General features: G+C 72.1%; 15 protein-coding genes. 5 read left to right on the top strand and 10 right to left on the bottom strand.

What is annotated here, in order from left to right; translation table 11 throughout:
- Positions 1 to 20: 20 nt before the first annotated feature.
- A complete protein-coding gene (locus tag P3X83_RS14380; RefSeq protein ID WP_277305527.1) occupies positions 21 to 695 on the bottom strand; it encodes an HAD family phosphatase in 675 nt (224 codons plus the stop codon).
- Between the two features lie 8 nt (positions 696 to 703).
- On the bottom strand, positions 704 to 4,168 hold the full coding sequence (gene metH, locus P3X83_RS14375) for a methionine synthase (protein WP_277305526.1): 3,465 nt from the start codon (positions 4,166 to 4,168) through the stop codon (positions 704 to 706).
- Positions 4,169 to 4,451: 283 nt separating this feature from the next.
- Between metH and P3X83_RS14370 the strand changes: the two genes are divergently transcribed.
- Both P3X83_RS14370 and P3X83_RS14365 read left to right on the top strand, forming a co-directional pair.
- Positions 4,452 to 5,312, top strand: a complete 861-nt coding sequence (locus tag P3X83_RS14370) for a PAC2 family protein (RefSeq protein WP_277305525.1) — start codon at positions 4,452 to 4,454, stop codon at positions 5,310 to 5,312.
- A 164-nt stretch (positions 5,313 to 5,476) separates the two neighbouring features.
- On the top strand, positions 5,477 to 6,067 hold the full coding sequence (locus P3X83_RS14365) for a hypothetical protein (protein ID WP_277305524.1): 591 nt from the start codon (positions 5,477 to 5,479) through the stop codon (positions 6,065 to 6,067).
- Positions 6,068 to 6,070: 3 nt separating this feature from the next.
- Here P3X83_RS14365 and P3X83_RS14360 read toward each other — a convergent pair whose 3' ends face one another.
- Positions 6,071 to 7,252: a uroporphyrinogen-III synthase gene (locus P3X83_RS14360; protein ID WP_277305523.1), complete on the bottom strand. Its 1,182-nt coding sequence runs from the start codon at positions 7,250 to 7,252 to the stop codon at positions 6,071 to 6,073.
- A 304-nt stretch (positions 7,253 to 7,556) separates the two neighbouring features.
- Here P3X83_RS14360 and P3X83_RS14355 point away from each other — a divergent pair, with 304 nt between their 5' ends.
- The gene (locus P3X83_RS14355) at positions 7,557 to 8,030 is read left to right on the top strand and encodes a peptide deformylase (protein ID WP_277305522.1); all 474 of its coding nucleotides are present in this window, start codon (positions 7,557 to 7,559) and stop codon (positions 8,028 to 8,030) included.
- 46 nt (positions 8,031 to 8,076) lie between these two features.
- Here P3X83_RS14355 and mshC read toward each other — a convergent pair whose 3' ends face one another.
- The 5 genes from mshC to P3X83_RS14330 form a co-directional block, all read right to left on the bottom strand.
- The gene (gene mshC, locus P3X83_RS14350) at positions 8,077 to 9,300 is read right to left on the bottom strand and encodes a cysteine--1-D-myo-inosityl 2-amino-2-deoxy-alpha-D-glucopyranoside ligase (protein ID WP_277305521.1); all 1,224 of its coding nucleotides are present in this window, start codon (positions 9,298 to 9,300) and stop codon (positions 8,077 to 8,079) included.
- A 74-nt stretch (positions 9,301 to 9,374) separates the two neighbouring features.
- Complete coding sequence (locus P3X83_RS14345) at positions 9,375 to 10,118, bottom strand: NRDE family protein (RefSeq protein WP_277305520.1); 744 nt, start codon at positions 10,116 to 10,118, stop codon at positions 9,375 to 9,377.
- Between the two features lie 64 nt (positions 10,119 to 10,182).
- Positions 10,183 to 10,947, bottom strand: a complete 765-nt coding sequence (locus P3X83_RS14340) for an SCO1664 family protein (RefSeq protein WP_277305519.1) — start codon at positions 10,945 to 10,947, stop codon at positions 10,183 to 10,185.
- 106 nt (positions 10,948 to 11,053) lie between these two features.
- Positions 11,054 to 11,605 carry a DUF3090 domain-containing protein gene (locus P3X83_RS14335; RefSeq protein WP_277305518.1) on the bottom strand — a complete coding sequence of 184 codons (552 nt, stop codon included), beginning with the start codon at positions 11,603 to 11,605 and terminating at the stop codon, positions 11,054 to 11,056.
- A 9-nt stretch (positions 11,606 to 11,614) separates the two neighbouring features.
- A complete protein-coding gene (locus P3X83_RS14330; RefSeq protein WP_277305517.1) occupies positions 11,615 to 12,316 on the bottom strand; it encodes an MSMEG_4193 family putative phosphomutase in 702 nt (233 codons plus the stop codon).
- Between the two features lie 173 nt (positions 12,317 to 12,489).
- Here P3X83_RS14330 and P3X83_RS14325 point away from each other — a divergent pair, with 173 nt between their 5' ends.
- Complete coding sequence (locus tag P3X83_RS14325; protein ID WP_277305516.1) at positions 12,490 to 13,431, top strand: aldo/keto reductase; 942 nt, start codon at positions 12,490 to 12,492, stop codon at positions 13,429 to 13,431.
- A 286-nt stretch (positions 13,432 to 13,717) separates the two neighbouring features.
- A complete protein-coding gene (locus tag P3X83_RS14320; RefSeq protein WP_277305515.1) occupies positions 13,718 to 14,563 on the top strand; it encodes a hypothetical protein in 846 nt (281 codons plus the stop codon).
- A gap of 528 nt (positions 14,564 to 15,091) precedes the next feature.
- On the opposite strand, the gene fabI is transcribed toward P3X83_RS14320, so the two are convergent.
- Both fabI and fabG read right to left on the bottom strand, forming a co-directional pair.
- Positions 15,092 to 15,856, bottom strand: coding sequence for an enoyl-ACP reductase FabI (gene fabI / locus P3X83_RS14315; RefSeq protein WP_277305514.1), 765 nt, complete (start codon positions 15,854 to 15,856; stop codon positions 15,092 to 15,094).
- A gap of 1 nt (position 15,857) precedes the next feature.
- Positions 15,858 to 16,562, bottom strand: coding sequence for a 3-oxoacyl-ACP reductase FabG (gene fabG / locus P3X83_RS14310; protein WP_277305513.1), 705 nt, complete (start codon positions 16,560 to 16,562; stop codon positions 15,858 to 15,860).
- Positions 16,563 to 16,598: the final 36 nt, after the last annotated feature.

Below are 16,598 nucleotides of genomic sequence, written 5' to 3'. Positions count from 1 at the left end.
AAGGGAGTGTTCAGGGCCGCCTAGGGGTCTCCCACCAGGCGGCCGAGCAGCGCCAGATCCACCTGCTCGAGCGAGCCCACGATCATCCGGCCGGGGCCGGGCGGGATCGGCAGCACGCTCGGCACCGCGACGACCCCGCATCCGGCGGCGGCGCCCGAGGCCACGCCGTTCGGGGAGTCCTCCAGCACCACGCAGCGCGACTCGGGCACCCCCGCCAGGCGCACGGCCAGCCGGTAGGGCTCAGGGTCCGGCTTGGCGCGCGTGACGTCGTCTCCGGTCACCACGTGGTCGAAGAACCCCCTGCCGACGAACTCCAGGCACACGTCGGCCACCACCCGCGCCGAGGAGGTGACCAGCGCGGTGGTCAGGCCCGCCCCGCGCACCTCGGCCAGCAGGGCCATCGCGCCGGGCATCGGCTCCACGCCGCCGGACCGCAGCCTGGTGGTCATGCCGTCGAGCATCCAGCGGGCGACCTCGGCCGGATCGCCCTCGGAACCGGTGGCCTCGATCATGTAGGCGACCGTGGCCGACAGCGAGCCGCCCACCAGACGCTCCTGGTCCTCCGGGCTCCAGGAGCCGCCCAGGCGCTTCATCACCTCGGCCTCGACCTCGAACCACACCCGCTCGGTGTCGACGAGCAGCCCGTCCATGTCGAAGAAGACGGCCCGGACGGGCGTCTCGGCGCGATCAGACATTGAAGTACTCAGACATTGAAGTACTTGGCCTCCGGGTGGTGCGCGACGAGGGCGGAGGTCGCCTGCTCGGGGTGGAGCTGGAACTCCTCCGACAGGGTCACGCCGATCCGCGCGGGGTCGAGCAGTTCCATGACCTGCCGCTGGTCCTCCAGGTTGGGACATGCCGGGTAGCCGAAGGAGTAGCGGCAGCCGCGGATGTTGACCTTCAGCATGTCGTCCAGCGACTCCTGGCCGCCGATGCCCAGCTCGGAGCGGACCCGCGCGTGCCAGTACTCCGCCAGCGCCTCGGTGAGCTGCACCGACAGCCCGTGCAGCTCCAGGTAGTCGCGGTAGGAGTCCTTCGCGAACAGCTCGGCCGTGGCCTCGGCGATCCGGTTGCCCATGGTGGCCACCTGGAAGGCGATGACGTCGACCTCGCCCGACTCGCGGGAGCGGAAGAAGTCGGCCAGGCACAGGTGCCGGTCGCGCCGCTGCCGGGGGAAGGTGAACCTGGTCCGCTCGTTGCCCGCGTCGTCCAGGATGATCAGGTCGTCGCCCTCGCTGACGCAGGGGAAGTAGCCGTAGGCCACCGCCGCCTCCAGCAGCCCCTCGGTCTGCAGGCGGTCGAGCCACATGCGCAGCCTCGGCCGGCCCTCGGTCTCCACCAGCTCCTCGTAGGACGGCCCTGAGGCGCCCCTGGAGGCCTTCAGGCCCCACTGGCCCATGAAGGTGGCCCGCTCGTCCAGGAACGCCGCGTACTCGTTGAGGGAGATGCCCTTGACCACCCGGTCGCCGAAGAACGGCGCGACGGGCACGGGGTTGTCGGCGACGACGTCGGAGCGCGCGGGCATCGCCTCGGGCGGGGTGCGGTCCAGCACCGCCCCGGCCTTCACCCGGCGGGTGCGCAGCTCGGGCAGCCGCGCGCCGTCCTCACCGCGCTTGACGGCCATGAAGGCGTCCATCAGCCGCAGGCCCTCGAAGGCGTCTCTGGCGTAGCGGACCTCGCCCTCGAACAGCCCCGCGAGATCCTGCTCGACGTAGGCCCGGGTGAGCGCCGCTCCGCCGAGCAGCACCGGGAAGCGCCCGGAGATGCCCCTGGAGTTCATCTCCTCCAGGTTCTCCTTCATCACCACCGTGGACTTCACCAGCAGCCCGGACATGCCGATGACGTCGGCGTTCTTGTCCTCCGCGGCCTCCAGGATGGCGGTCACCGGCTGCTTGATGCCGAGGTTGACGACCTCGTAGCCGTTGTTGGACAGGATGATGTCGACCAGGTTCTTGCCGATGTCGTGGACGTCGCCCTTGACCGTGGCGAGCACGATGCGGCCCTTGCCCGCGCCGTCCACCTTCTCCATGTGGGGCTCCAGGTAGGCCACCGCGGTCTTCATCACCTCGGCGGACTGGAGCACGAACGGGAGCTGCATCTGACCGGAGCCGAACAGCTCGCCGACGGTCTTCATGCCGTCGAGGAGCACGTCATTGATGATCTCCAGGGCGGGGCGCTGGGTCAGCGCCTCGTCGAGGTCGGCCTCCAGGCCCTTGCGCTCGCCGTCGACCACCCGGCGCTTGAGCCGCTCCCACAGCGGCAGGCCGGCCAGCTCGGCCGCCTTGCCCGCGCGCATCGCGGCGACGTCGACGCCCTCGAACAGGTCCATGAACTTGGCCAGCGGGTCGTAGCCCTCCCGGCGCCGGTCGTAGACCAGGTCGAGCGCGACCTGACGCTGGTCGTCGGGGATGCGGGCCATCGGCAGGATCTTGGAGGCGTGCACGATCGCGGAGTCGAGGCCCGCGTTGACGCACTCGTTGAGGAAGACGCTGTTCAGCACCATCCGCGCGGCCGGGTTGAGGCCGAAGGAGACGTTGGAGATGCCGAGGGTGGTCTGCACGCCCGGATAGCGGCGCTTCAGCTCGGCGATCGCCTCGATGGTCTCCAGGCCGTCGCGGCGGGTCTCCTCCTGGCCTGTGGCGATCGGGAAGGTCAGGCAGTCCACGATGATGTCTTCGACGCGCATGCCCCAGTCGCGGGTCAGCGCCTCGATCAGGCGGGTGGCCACGCGGACCTTCCACTCGGCCGAGCGGGCCTGGCCCTCCTCGTCGATGGTCAGCGCCACCACGGCCGCGCCGTGCTCGCGGACCAGGCGCATCACCCGCTGGAAGCGGGAGTCGGGGCCGTCGCCGTCCTCGTAGTTGACCGAGTTGATCGCGGCGCGGCCGCCGATCATCTCCAGGCCGGCCTCCAGCACGCCCGGCTCGGTGGAGTCGAGCACGATCGGCAGCGTGGAGGCGGTGGCGAAGCGGAACGCCAGTTCCTTCATGTCGGCGACGCCGTCGCGACCGACGTAGTCGACGCACAGGTCGAGCAGGTGCGCGCCGTCGCGGGCCTGCTCGCGGGCGATCTCCACACAGTCGTCCCAGCGCTCGGCGAGCATCGCCTCGCGGAACGCCTTGGAGCCGTTGGCGTTGGTCCGCTCACCGATGGCCAGGTAGGAGGTGTCCTGGCGGAAGGGCACGTGCTGGTAGAGGGAGGCCGCGCCGGGCTCCGGGCGGGGACGGCGCTGCACGGGCGCCGCGCCGCCCACCCGCTCGACCACCTGGCGAAGGTGCTCGGGGGTGGTGCCGCAGCAGCCGCCGACCAGCGACAGGCCGTACTCGCGGGTGAAGGTCTCGTGGGCGTCGGCCAGCTCGGCCGGCGTCAGCGGGTAGTAGGCGCCGTCCGAGGTGAGCTGTGGCAGCCCGGCGTTGGGCATGCAGGACAGCGCCAGGCGGCTGTGGCGGGCCAGGTGGCGCAGGTGCTCGCTCATCTCGGAGGGGCCGGTGGCGCAGTTGAGCCCGATCACGTCGGCGCCGAGCGGCTCGATCGCGGTGAGCGCGGCGCCGATCTCCGAGCCCAGCAGCATGGCGCCGTTGGTCTCGATGGTCACCTGGGCGATCACCACGATGTCTCGGCCGGCCTCGCCGATCGCCCGGCGCGCGCCGATCACGGCGGCCTTCACCTGCAGGAGGTCCTGGCAGGTCTCGATGATGAGGGCGTCGGCGCCGCCGGCGATCAGGCCCGCGGCGTTCTCCTGGTAGGCGTCGCGCAGCGCCGCGAAGGGCGCGTGGCCCAGGGTGGGCAGCTTGGTGCCGGGCCCCATCGAACCGAGGACGAACCTCGGGCGCTCGGGGGTGGACCAGGCGTCGGCCCGCTCGCGGGCGAGGCGGGCGCCCGCCTCGGACAGCTCGTAGACCCGCTCGGAGATGCCGTACTCGCCGAGCGCGGCGAGGTTGGCCCCGAAGGTGTTGGTCTCCACGCAGTCGACGCCGACCTCGAAGTAGGCGTCGTGCACCGACCGCACGATGTCGGGGCGGGTGACGTTGAGGACCTCGTTGCAGCCCTCATGACCCTCGAAGTCATCCAAGGTCACGTCATGGGCCTGGAGCATCGTGCCCATCGCCCCGTCGGCGACCACGACGCGCTCGGACATGACTTCACGCAGGGACGGTCGGCTTGTCATGGGCCTTAGCTTAGTGTGGTCCCTTCGAGGATCGCTCTAGAGCGATGCGTTAGCTCATGCCAGGCATCAGACCATTTATCCGGACGGGGGGACTGATCCGGGTGCGAAGGCCCGGCAGGGCCCGTCTCCGGCCCGCGCACCGGCTCGCACACCGGGCCGTGCACCGGCCCGGGCGCCAGGCCGCCGTCAGGTCGCTGTTGGGCCGCTGTTGGGCCCGCTGTATGGCACCAAAGTCCCCCCCAACGCATAGGCTTAGCCCAGTACAGCGGAGAGGAGGCGGCGCGTGATCGAGCTCGAAGGGCTCCCCGAGCTCGTCGATCCGGTGCTGATCGCCGCGTTCGAAGGGTGGAACGACGCCGGAGAGGCGTCCAGTGGCGCGCTCAGCCACCTGGAGCAGGCGTGGCAGGCCACGCCGCTGGCCGCGCTCGACCCCGAGGACTACTACGACTTCCAGGTCACCAGGCCCATCGTCGAGCTCGGCGAGGGCCACACCCGCTCCATCACCTGGCCGACCACGCGTCTGTTCGTGGCCAGGCCGCCCGGCGTCGAGCGCGACGTCGTGCTGCTGCGCGGCATCGAGCCCAACATGCGCTGGCGCTCGTTCTGCGAGGAGATCGTCCTGCTCTGCCGTGAGCTGGGCGTGGAACTGGCGGTGCTGCTGGGCGCGCTGCTCAACGACTCCCCCCACACCCGGCCGGTGCCGATCGTGGGCGCCGCCACCGATCCCGGCCTCGCCAGGCAGATCCACCTGGAGCTGACCCGCTACGAGGGCCCCACCGGCATCGTCGGCGTGCTCCAGCAGGCCCTCGGCACGGCGGGCATGCAGGCCGTCTCACTGTGGGCCTCGGTCCCCCACTACGTCGCCCAGCCGCCCAATCCCAAGGCCACGCTGGCGCTCCTGCGCCGGGCCGAAGACCTGCTCGACATCCCGATGCCGCTCGGCGACCTGCCGGAGGAGGCGCGGGCCTGGGAGCACGGGGTCGACGAGCTGGCCGCCCAGGACAGCGAGGTGGCCGAATACGTCAGGGAGCTGGAGGAGCGCAAGGACGCCGCCGACCTCCCCGAGGCCAGCGGCGACGCGATCGCCGCCGAGTTCGAGCGGTACCTGCGGAGGCGTGACCACGGAGGCGGCGGCGAGGGCTGAGAGGCCCGGCGAAACTTGCACCGCAGATTTCTCCAATTTTTGGTGAATTCGGGTAATAATGGGTCGCCATCTGGCCTATCCCGCCTCGCGGCCGTGTGAACGACGGTGGACCTCCTCACCGCCCTGCTGAATCACCCGATGTGACTGCGCACGTTAGGGCAACCATGGCGACACCCTTCCCGGATCCGCACCGGTCACGACTCACCCAGGAGACCCGCAACCACGTCCTGGAACTGGCCGGAAGCATGAAACGCGCCGACGGTGACGGCGCCACGGCGATGGCGGCGCCCGGCCGCGTCGATCTCTTCCTGGCCCTGCTGCAGGATCGGCTGCCGGTGTGGCTGCGCATCCTGCACGACCTGTCGCACCTGGTCGGCAAGGGCAACGTCGCCGACAACCTGCTGCCGATCGCGCGGGCCGGGATCGACTACTACCTGGAGATCCAGTCGGCCGCGCTGCCCGCGTTCAGCTCACCCACGGTGACCGTCCGTTACCGCGCGGCCGTGCGCGGCACCGGCCTCGGCCCGATGCCCGACGTCGCCCCGCTGGCCGCCTACCTCGCCGCCGAGCAGGCCATCGGCCGCGTCTCCGCCCACGTCGACCCCATGGCCAGCGCCCGCCTGCTGCTGGCGGGCTGCTTCCAGCACGCCTACTACGAGATGCTCACCGGCTCCGACGCCTCGCTCTCACGCGACGACACGGCCGAGGAGATCGTCCGGGAACTGCGCCTCGACGCCGCCCGGCAACCCGCCTGACCCTCATCCCCCGCATCCCCCGTCTTCAACGGCCAGGCGGTAGCCGCGTTTCACCACGGTCTCGATGATCCCGGTGGCGCCCAGGGCACGGCGGAGGCGGGTGACGGCCATTTCGACCGCGTGCTCGGCGGAGTGCCTGGAGATGGCGCCGGGGAGCACGGAACGCAGGTCGGCGCGGGTGGCCACGTGGCCGGGGCGGCAGGCGAGGCGCTTGAGGACGGCCATCGAGGCGGGCGGCAGCGGGCGCAGCTCGCCGTCCACGGCGACCGCGTGCCCGCGGATCTCCACATCGTGCCCGCCGGCCCGCAGGCGGGTGACGCGGTGCACGGGCAGGTGCCCGGCCAGCAGCCGGGCCAGCGCGCCCAGCCTGAAGCGCTCCGGCTGGATCGGGGTCACGCCGCGGGCCAGCAGCGGCCCGGCCGTGACCGGCCCGATGCAGGCAGCCGCCACCGGCCCCGCGAGGGCGGCGAGCAGGGCGTCCTCCTGCCCCTGCGCGCGGGCCGCGTCCAGCGTGGCCACGACGGCCGGAGCGCTGGTGAACGCCACCGCGTCGATCCCGCCCCCGACCGTCTGGGCGATCAGCCGCCGCAGCGGCGCGGGGTCCTGGGTGGGCAGCCACCGGTAGACGGGCACCTCGATGACCTCCGCGCCCGCCCCGGCCAGCGCCGCCACGAACTCGGGCAGCGGCTCCCCGTGCAACTGCACCGCGATCCTGCGTCCCCGGAGATCTTGTGCCAGCAGGTACCGCCTGATCTCGTCGGTGGACTCGCTGTCGGGGGTCCAGTGGTCGCCGAACCCGGCCCCGCGCACCGCCCCCAGCGCCTTGGGCCCCCTGGGCAGCAGCCGCGCCCGGCCCAGGTGCTCGGTGAGCGGCTGGGCGAGCCCCCAGCCGTCGGCGGCGGCCATCCAGCCCCGGAACCCGGCCGCGGTCGTGACGACCACGTCGTCCACGGGGGCGGCCAGCATCGCCCGGGTGGCGGCGAGCAGCTCGGAGTCCTCGGCGAGCGGCACCAGCCTGATCGCGGGCGCGCTCACCACCCGCGCGCCGCGACGCTCCAGCAGGGCGCACAGCTCCTCGACCCGGCGGTTGGCGGTGACGCCGATGGTGAACCCGGCCAGCGCGTCCGGGGCGGTCTCCAGGGACCGTTCGGTGTACGGGGCGGTCTCGCCCGTCTCCCCGCTCACCCCCTGTCCCTGGCGTGGTGTGGTGTGACGCCCCGCGCCCTCACAGGCGCGGAGACGGGAAGTGAGATCTCCGGCATGGGTCCGATGCTCCTCGCAAGCGGTTTCACGGTCGAGTCTCTTCTGTTACCGCTGTGCTACAAGCCGCCGGGCGTACACCACCGCCATACCCCTGTAACGCCGTCACGCATCGCCCGCCCCGGGTGATTGAAGGCCGTACGGCCCGGGGAGAACGTCAACGGCCATCACGTGCCTGCCAGCGCTTGCCAGTGCCACAGCGCCACTCGACACCCGCGGGGAGTTGCGAATGACCGTCCAGCACATCCGCCTGTTCGGCGATCCCGTGCTCCGCCGCACGGCGGAGCCGGTCACCGCCTTCGATCGCGAGCTGCGGGCGCTGGTCAAGCGGCTGCAGGCCACCCTGCGCGCCGGAGCGGGCCGGGCCGGGCTGGCGGCGCCGCAGCTCGGCGAGCCGGTCAGGGTGGTCGTCTACGCCTTCGACGGCAAGGCCGGGCACATCGTCAACCCGCGCCTGGAGCTGTCCGAGCGCAGGATCGTGGCCGACGAGGCCTGCCTGTCGGCCCCCGGCAAGTGGTGGCCGCTCGAACGCGCCTACGCCGCCACCGCCCGGGGCCGCGATATGTACGGCAAGCCCGTCACCGTGCGCGCGCTCGGCACCCTCGCCCGGGTGCTCCAGCACGAGACCGATCACCTGGACGGCGTGCTGTTCATCGACCATCTGCCCGACGACGACCGCGATCGCTTCCTGGCCACCACCTGACCATGGTGTCCTTCGGTCACAGGGCGCTCGGTCACAGGGCGCCTGGTCACAGGGCGACGCCGAGGAGGGCGTCGGCCATGGCGCGGACCAGTTCGGGCGCCTCGGTGTCCGACGTGTCCCCGGCCGACGCGGCGGCGGCCCAGGCGTCGATGGCCGCCATGGCTCCCGCGGCGTCCAGGTCGTCGGCCAGCCGGGCGCGCACCTCGGCCAGCACCCCGGCGGCGGCCGGACCGGCGGGCAGCGCGACCGCCTCACGCCAGCGGGCCAGGCGCTCCTCGGCGGCGAGGAGCCGTCCGCCGGTCCACTCCCAGTCGGCGCGGTAGTGGCGGGCCATCAGCGCCAGCCTGATCGCCATCGGGTCGGCGCTCTGGCGGAGCTTGGACACGAACACCAGGTTGCCCCTGGACTTCGACATCTTCTCGCCGTCCAGCGCGATCATCCCGGCGTGCACGTACGCCTTGGCGAACGGCCACTCCCCCGTCGCCACATGGCCCTCCGACGCGCCCATCTCGTGGTGGGGGAAGATCAGGTCGGATCCGCCGCCCGCCACGTCGAAGCCGGTGCCCAGTTCGGCCAGCGCGATCGCGGTGCACTCGACGTGCCAGCCCGGCCTGCCCCTGCCCAGCGGGGAGTCCCACGCCGGCTCGCCAGGCCGTTCGCCGCGCCACAGCACCCAGTCCAGGGCGTTGTGCTTGCCCTGTCGCTCCGGGTCGCCGCCGCGCTCGCCGAACAGCGCGAGCATCTCCTCCTGCGAGTAGCCGGAGACCGCGCCGAACTTGGGGGCCGCGTCGGCGTGGAAGTAGACGTCGCCGCCGAGCTCGTAGGTGGCGCCCTTGTCGCGGAGCCGTCCGACCAGGACCGCGATGTCGTCGATCATCTCGGTGACCGCGACGAACTCGGCCGGCGGCAGGATGCGCAGCGCCTCCATGTCGGCGCGGAACAGGTCGATCTCGCCGGCCGCCAGCTCGCGCCAGTCCCGTCCGGTCTGCTCGGCCCGTTCGAGCAGCGGGTCGTCGACGTCGGTCACGTTCTCGACGAAGCGCACGTCGTGGCCGGCGTCGCGCCATGCCCGGTTGAGCAGGTCGAAGGCGAGGTAGGTGTTGGCGTGGCCAAGGTGGGTGGCGTCGTAGGGCGTGATGCCGCAGACGTACAAGCGGGCGGTTCCGCCCGGCCTGGTGGGGCGGACCTCCCCGGCCGCGGTGTCGTAGAGGCGCGGGACCTCTCCATTGCCGGGCAGCCGGGAGATCTTGGGAGCAGACCACGATCGCATGCCCCGAGCCTACTCATGCGTAATCCGCGCACGGCCACCGCCACCTGCGAACCAGGACGCCCGCCGGGGCAGGGCTAGGGCTTGGGCAGGACGCGGCGGAAGCCCTCCGGATCGCCCGGCCGGTCGGAGAAGTCGTAGCGCACGGCCCCCGGGGCGAGGCCCAGGAGGGTGATCGACGAGGTGCCCCACACCTGGCCGCCGGGCAGCCGCTCGCGCACCACCAGGGCGCGGGGGTCGCCCGGGTCCAGGCCGTCGCCCGAGGCGGGCCCCAGCCATTCGTCCCAGTACTCGGCCGGGTCGGAGGCGTCGGGGCGTCCGGGCCGCCGGGCGGCGGCGAAGCGGGGGCGGAAGTGCGCGACGCGGCGATTGTCCTCGCCGCGCTCCCAGCCGCTGTTGACGATCACGTGGGTGCCCGGCGGGAGGTCGTCGGCCGACAGGCGCTCGCCGTCCCAGTGCCACAGGCGCACGCCCGTGGGGTTCGCCACGACCAGGTGGAACGGGTCGTAGGCGGTGGGGTCGACGTCGGGCATGCCGTCCTGCTCGACGGCCAGCAGCGGCAGGTCGCCGCGCGAGCGCCTGGTCTCGACCACCGCCAGCAGGCCCCGGCCGTTCAGCAGGGCCGCGGCCCGGTCACGGGCCGGATCGACGGCCAGCCAGGTGCCGCCGGCCCGCAGGTCGAGCCCGCCGAGGACACCCGGACGGCCCGGCCAGTGCTCCCCCGGCGGCTCCCAGGGACGGCCCGCGAACTCATCGCGGACCCCCGCCAGCAGCCCCGGCACCGCCGAATCCGGTGCGAAATCCACCACAACCGTGCACATTCGCGCCCTTCCGTCCACGCGTTCCGCAGGCTACGCCCTGGCGGGAAACGACGGCGCGGCGGGGTCAGATCGGCGGCCAGGGGATGGCGGGCCAGTCTTCCGAGGGGTTGGGGTGGACTCCGGTCTCCAGCAGGCGGGCCACCCTGGCCTGGGTGGTGGCCAGCTCGGAGAGCGTCAGCAGCTCGCGCAGGCGGCGGCCGAGCCTGCCGTTCTCCAGCTCCCGGTTGAGCCGGTTCAGCACGTTGACCGCCTCACGCGGCAGTTGCTTGCCACGCCACTGCCACAGCACCGTGCGCAGCTTGTCCTCGTCGGAGAAGCAGACCCCGTGGTCGACGCCGTGGATGTGGCCGTCGGTCAGCGGGAGCAGGTGGCCGCCCTTGCGGTCGGCGTTGTTGACGACGGCGTCGAAGACGGCCATCCGGCGCAGCCCAGGGTGGCGGCTGCGGATCAGCGCGATCAGATCGACCTCGTCGTCGGCGTCGACCCAGAGCTGGCACATGCCAGGGCCGAACGGCCCGTCGCGGTAGACGGTGGGCGGGACGATCCGCCAGCCGGTGACCGCCGACACCTCGAAGGCCGCCACCTCGCGGGCGGCGAGCGTGCCGTCCGGGAAGTCCCACAGCGGACGCTCACCGCGTACCGGTTTGTACACGCAGGCCGCGCTGAGGTCACCGAGCCGCACGGTGCAGTACAGCGTCATGTTGCTCGCCTCGACCAGGCGTCCGGCGACCTCTAAGCGTCCCTCCCGCAGCAGCCGCAGGGCGGTCGCGTCGTCCATCGCCGGCGCCGCCGGCCCCGCGCTCACCGCGGGCTCGCCGTCGGCGGTCATACCGTGTCCTCCGCTCGCGTCGCCGTGGCGCGCAAGCCGATCGGCACATGTGCTCCCCCAGGCACAGAGAACCCGCGTCGCGCGCGGGCCCCGATGGATCTCTCGCTCACGCACCCCCCTGAAGACTGCCCCGATAACCATTCAGACGGACGCAGATGTGGCCGTCCGCGTCGAGCGGGCGCCCGCACAGCGGGCACGGCGGACGGCCTGCCGCGACCACCGCGAGAGCGCGCTTGGTGAAGGCCCGCGCGACGCCGGCGCTGACGCGCACCCGGAGCACCGCGGGCTCCTCGGGCTCGGGCTCCTCCTCTTCGGAGATCTCCTGCGCCTCGATCACCACCTGGGCGGAGTCCTCATCCCAGGCGAGCGCCATGGTGCCCACCCTGAAGTCTTCGCTGAAGGGCAGGTCGAGCGGCCCGTTGTCGGCCAGTTCGGCCGGGGCCATGGCGGGCACCCGGGCCTCGCCGCCGCTCATCCGGAGCACCTCGTCGAGCAGCTCCTCCAGACGGTCGGCGAGCGCCGCCACCTGGAACTTCTCCAACGCGACGGTCGTCAGCCTCCCGGCCCCCCGGGCCTGGAGGTAGAAGGCGCGTGCCCCCGGCTGGCCGACGGCACCGGCCACGAACCTGTCGGGTGGGTCGTAGTCGAAGACCGGCATAGCCCGACCTTACGTCGTTCCGGCGCCGCCGCCGACAGCGGCGTCGCTCGCGGTGGAGTTTTCTCCCCCGTTCTCGCCCTCCGGCTCGGCCGGCGGGCGCAGCGCGGCGACGTCGCCGCCGGTGTCGTTGAGCCGGAGCACGAAGGGGCGCAGCGGGGTGTAGCGGATCGCCGTCAGGGACGCCGGATCGGCCGTTATCCGCTGGAACTGGTCGAGATGGAGCCCCAGGGCGTCGGCCACGATGGCCTTGATCACGTCACCGTGACTGCACACGACATAGACGGCGCGGGGCCCCAGGCGGGCGTTCCACTCGCGCACCGCGGTCACGGCGCGATGCTGCACCGCGGTAAGGGATTCTCCCCCGGGGAAGGTGACCGCGCTCGGGTGGGACTGCACGACCGGCCAGAGCGGGTCCTTCGCCAGTTCCTTGAGCGGGCGTCCGGTCCACTCGCCGTAGCGGCACTCGCCGAAGCGCTCGTCGGTCTCGATCCGCGCGGCGGGCCTGCCGTCCGCGACCGCCTCGGCGGTCTCGGCGCAGCGGACGAGCGGGCTGCTGACGATCGCGTCGAGCTCCAGCGGGGCCAGCCGCGCGGCGAGGGCCTTGGCCTGTGCCGCGCCCGCCTCGCTCAGGTGGACTCCGGGGGTCCAGCCGGCGAGGACCGGACCGGTGAGGTCGGTCAGGCCGTGCCGGACAAGTAGCAGCGTCGTCACGGGCTCCAGACTAGGTCCCGCGACCGCCGCGCGAGCACCGGCGGACGCGGCGGGCGGCTTCTCCGACTCCGAAAAGACGCATCGACCTTCGAGACATCCGGGGCTTGACCCCCGATATCAGGGCATGGGGCTCTACCACGCTGGCGGGTCGCTGGCGGTAATCTGGCCTGATCATGGAGCAGCGCTATGTCGGGCGGAGCGGGCTGTCGGTCTCGCGTCTCGGCCTCGGCACGATGACGTGGGGACGCGACACCGGCCCGGAGGAGGCCGCGGCGCAGCTTCGCACGTTCGTGGACGCCGGGGGCACGCTCGTCGACACCGCCGACGTCTACTCCGGGGGCGACTCCGAGCGCCTGCTCGGCCGTCTGCTGCGCGATCTGGTCCCGCGCTCCGAGGTCGTGATCGCCACCAAGGCGGTGCTCACCCCCGAGGCCGGACGGCCGTGCGACGCCTCCCGGCGTCACCTCCTGGCGGCGGTCGACGCCTCGCTGTCCCGGCTCGGGGTGGACGAGGTGGAACTGTGGCAGTTGCACGCCTTCGATCCGGAGGTCCCGCTGGACGAGACCCTGGCCGTCATGGACGCCATCGTGGCCTCCGGCCGGGCCGCCTACGCGGGTGTGTGCAACTACGCGGGCTGGCAGCTCGCGGCGGCGGGGGTCACCCAGCGGAGTGCCGGCCGCGCCCCGATCGTCGCGGTGCAGACGGAGTACTCTCTGCTCGCCAGAGACGCCGAGCGCGAGCTGTTGCCCGCGGCGGAGTTCATCGGTGCGGGCCTGCTCGCCTGGTCGCCACTCGGCAGGGGTGTGCTGACCGGCAAGTACCGCACCGGGATCCCCGCAGACTCGCGCGCGGCCACCCCGCATTTCGCCGAGTTCGTCCGCCCCTATCTGGACGAGAGGTCCCGCAGGGTGGTCGAATCGGTCACCACGGCCGCGGAGGGGCTCGGGGTGTCGCCCCTCTCGGTGGCGCTGTCCTGGGTCCGCGACCAACCGGGCGTCGCCGCGGCCATCGTCGGCGCCAGGACCGACGCGCAGCTCACCGGCGTACTGCAGGCGGAGGAACTGGTTTTGCCCAGGGAGATCAGGGAAGCCCTTGACGACGTCTCCGCGGACTGAGACGCACGGACTGGGTGCACGGAGTGGGACGCACCGCCGGACAGCGGATGAGAGCCTGCCTCACGTATCACTAATCGATACCGAATCGCAACTTTCCGCTAAAAAACCGGGCGAGTTTACAACACTGTCAACTGGGTGACTGAGGGGTAACCCACAGATGACTGCCACGGCTGCGCGGCGGCGAGCCGCGACGAAGGCGCGCGTGCGCCGCGCACGTCCTGGCGTGACGCGGAGGGGGAATTTCATGGGGAGGGGAAGGCGAAGGGCCGCGGTTTCGGCGAGCACGATGTTGCTCGCGCTGGGCGGCGTCACGGTGGGCTCACCCGCCGCGGCGGCGTTACCCGGGCCCGGGTGCGACCCGAAGGAGAACGGCCTGGTCTCGAACCTGGCGGAAGACCTGTGCGGGTTCGTCGACGGCGTCACCGACGTGGTCGACGACCTCACCGACAACCGGCTGAAACCGGTGACGAAGGACGTCGACGACACGGGCGACAAACTGCTCGGCGGAAAAGGCGACAGGGCGTCGCCAACGTCGCAGCCGTCCACACCGGGCCCGACGCCACCGCCGTCCCGTCCCACGGGGCCGCGCCGCGACCGTCCGACGGACCCGATCGACGGCCTGTGCCTGCCACTGGTGACCACGGGCGGGTGCGCGCGAACACCCAGCCCGGCCCCATCGGGCAAACGGAACCGCACCCCGGGGGCGACCCCCGCGCCGCTGCACCCTTCGCCCACGCCGTTCCCCAGCCCCTCGCCCAGCGGCGAGCGGGAACGCGACGACAGAGCCGAAGTGATCACGGTCCAGTCGCCCCCGCCGCCCACGCGGCGCACCCACTCGGTGGAGACGCAACACAGGGTCAAACCGCCTCCGGTAGACCCGGAGACGCCCAGATTCGAGCCGCTGTGGCCCTACAGCGACCCGCTGCCGCTGCACGTCGAGGGCGGCAAACCCATCGTCCCGCCCGACCGGCACTCCGACCTGCTTGGCACGGTCCTGACGGCCGGGCTCCTGCTGTCGGCCATCCTCGCGGCCCGCATCAGCCACACCCGGCGGGCCCGCGAACAACGCCCCGACTCCATCCCCTTCGAACCGGCCCACGGGCCGCGCAACAGCCGCCACAAACTCGCCTGAACCGCCGACGACACCGAAACACGGACGCACCAGCCCAACGCCGTATGCGAGCACCAGGAGGAACGCGCGGGAACCCCTACATCCCGCGACACCCACCGGCACCGCATCCGGCCCCCGGCGCAACGTCCGCCCCCACCACCCCGGCACGACCACCGGCCGGAGGCTCGGCCTCGCTGCGCTGGGGCGTTCTTTCTGGTGTCGGGCTTCGCCCGACGCTGTCGCCGCTGGTAGGCCGCCTGGACACGGCAACCCAATCCAGAGCCCGGAACACACCGGCCGACCGGCCGCGCGAGTAAGAAGGCATCGCCACATCGCGGGATGTGGCGGACGGCGGACCGGAGCAGGCCAAGGAGTACGAGCATCCCTGGAGTGCCCACTTTCCCTGTACGGCAGTGGGCGGCGTCGGACCGCCCAACTCACGGCGCGTGGCCGCCTTGGTGGGAAGTGCGGTGGTGTGGGGCGCGTGATCGGGGGAGGGAAAAGCGGCCGGCCGGTGCTGGGCACCGGCCGGGGGTTGATCGGTGGGGGTCAGCTGCCGATGGCGTGGACGCCGCCGTCTACGTGGACGATCTCGCCGGTGGTTGCGGGGAACCAGTCGGACATGAGGGCGACGCAGGCGCGGGCGGCCGGGGATGTGTCGGAGAGGTCCCAGCCGAGCGGGGCGCGCGGGGGCCAGCTGTCCTCGAACTCGGCGAAGCCGGGGATGCTCTTGGCGGCCATCGTGCGCAGCGGGCCCGCGGCGACCAGGTTGACGCGGATGCCCTGCGGGCCGAGGTCGCGGGCCAGGTAGCGGGCGCAGGACTCAAGACCGGCCTTGGCGACGCCCATCCAGTCGTAGACGGGCCACGCCTTGCTGGCGTCGAAGTCGAGGCCGACGATCGCGCCGCCCTCCTTCATCAACGGCAGGCACGCGACGGCCAGCGACTTGAAGGAGTAGGTGGAGACGTGCACCGCCGTGGCGACGTCCTCCCAAGGGGTGCTGAGGAAGTTGCCGCCCAGGGCGGTCTGGGGGGCGAAGGCGATGGAGTGGACGATGCCGTCGAGGCCGTCCACGTGCTCGCCCACACGCTCGGCGAGGGAGCCGAGGTGCTCTTCGTTCTGCACGTCGAGCTCGATGACCGGCGGTGTCTCGGGCAGCCGCTTGGCGATCCGCTCGACCAGGCTGAGTCGGCCGTAGCCGGTGAGCACGACGCTCGCGCCCTCCTGCTGAGCGATCTTCGCCGCCGAGAAGGCGATCGAGGAGTCGGTCAGGACGCCCGTCACCAGGATCCGCTTGCCTTGGAGAATTCCCACCTCAGTGCCCCATTCCCAGGCCGCCGTCAACCGGGATGACCGCCCCGGTGATATAGGCGGCTTCGTCGCTTGCGAGGAACCTGACCACGCGGGCGACCTCGCCCGGCGAAGCGTATCGCCCCAGTGGGATGCTCTTGCGGATCTGCTCCTGGTGCGTCTCGTCCAGGGCGGCCGTCATGTCGGTCTCGACGAAGCCGGGGGCGACGATGTTGACCGTGATGCCGCGCGAGCCCAGTTCGCGGGCCAGGGAGCGGCCGAAGCCGATCAGTCCGGCCTTGGAGGCCGCGTAGTTGGTCTGCCCGGCCGATCCGAGCATGGCTACCACGGAGGAGATCAGGATGATCCGGCCGCGCCTGAGCCGCAGCATGCCGCGCGTGGCGCGCTTGGCGACCCGGTAGGCGCCGGTCAGGTTGGTGTCGACGACGTCGGCGAAGGTCTCTTCCTTCATCATCGCCAGGAGGGTGTCCTTGGTGACCCCGGCGTTGGCGACGACCACCTCGACGGGGCCGTGCTCGGCCTCGACCTTGCCGAAGGCGGCGTCGACGTCGGCCGTACTCGTCACGTCGCACCGGACGCCGAACAGGCCCTCGGGGGGCTCTCCTGAGCGGTAGGTCACGGCGACGGCGTCGCCGGTGCCGGCGAGCTCGCGGGCTATCGCGAGGCCGATGCCGCGGTTGCCGCCGGTGACGAGAACAGAACGACTCATGCATGCGACGTTAGCGCCTACCGGCCGGTAGCCGAG

It is taken from the genome of Spongiactinospora sp. TRM90649 (assembly GCF_029382225.1).
Lineage (GTDB): Bacteria > Actinomycetota > Actinomycetes > Streptosporangiales > Streptosporangiaceae > Spongiactinospora.
This window is presented reverse-complemented; position numbering and strand designations above follow the sequence as displayed.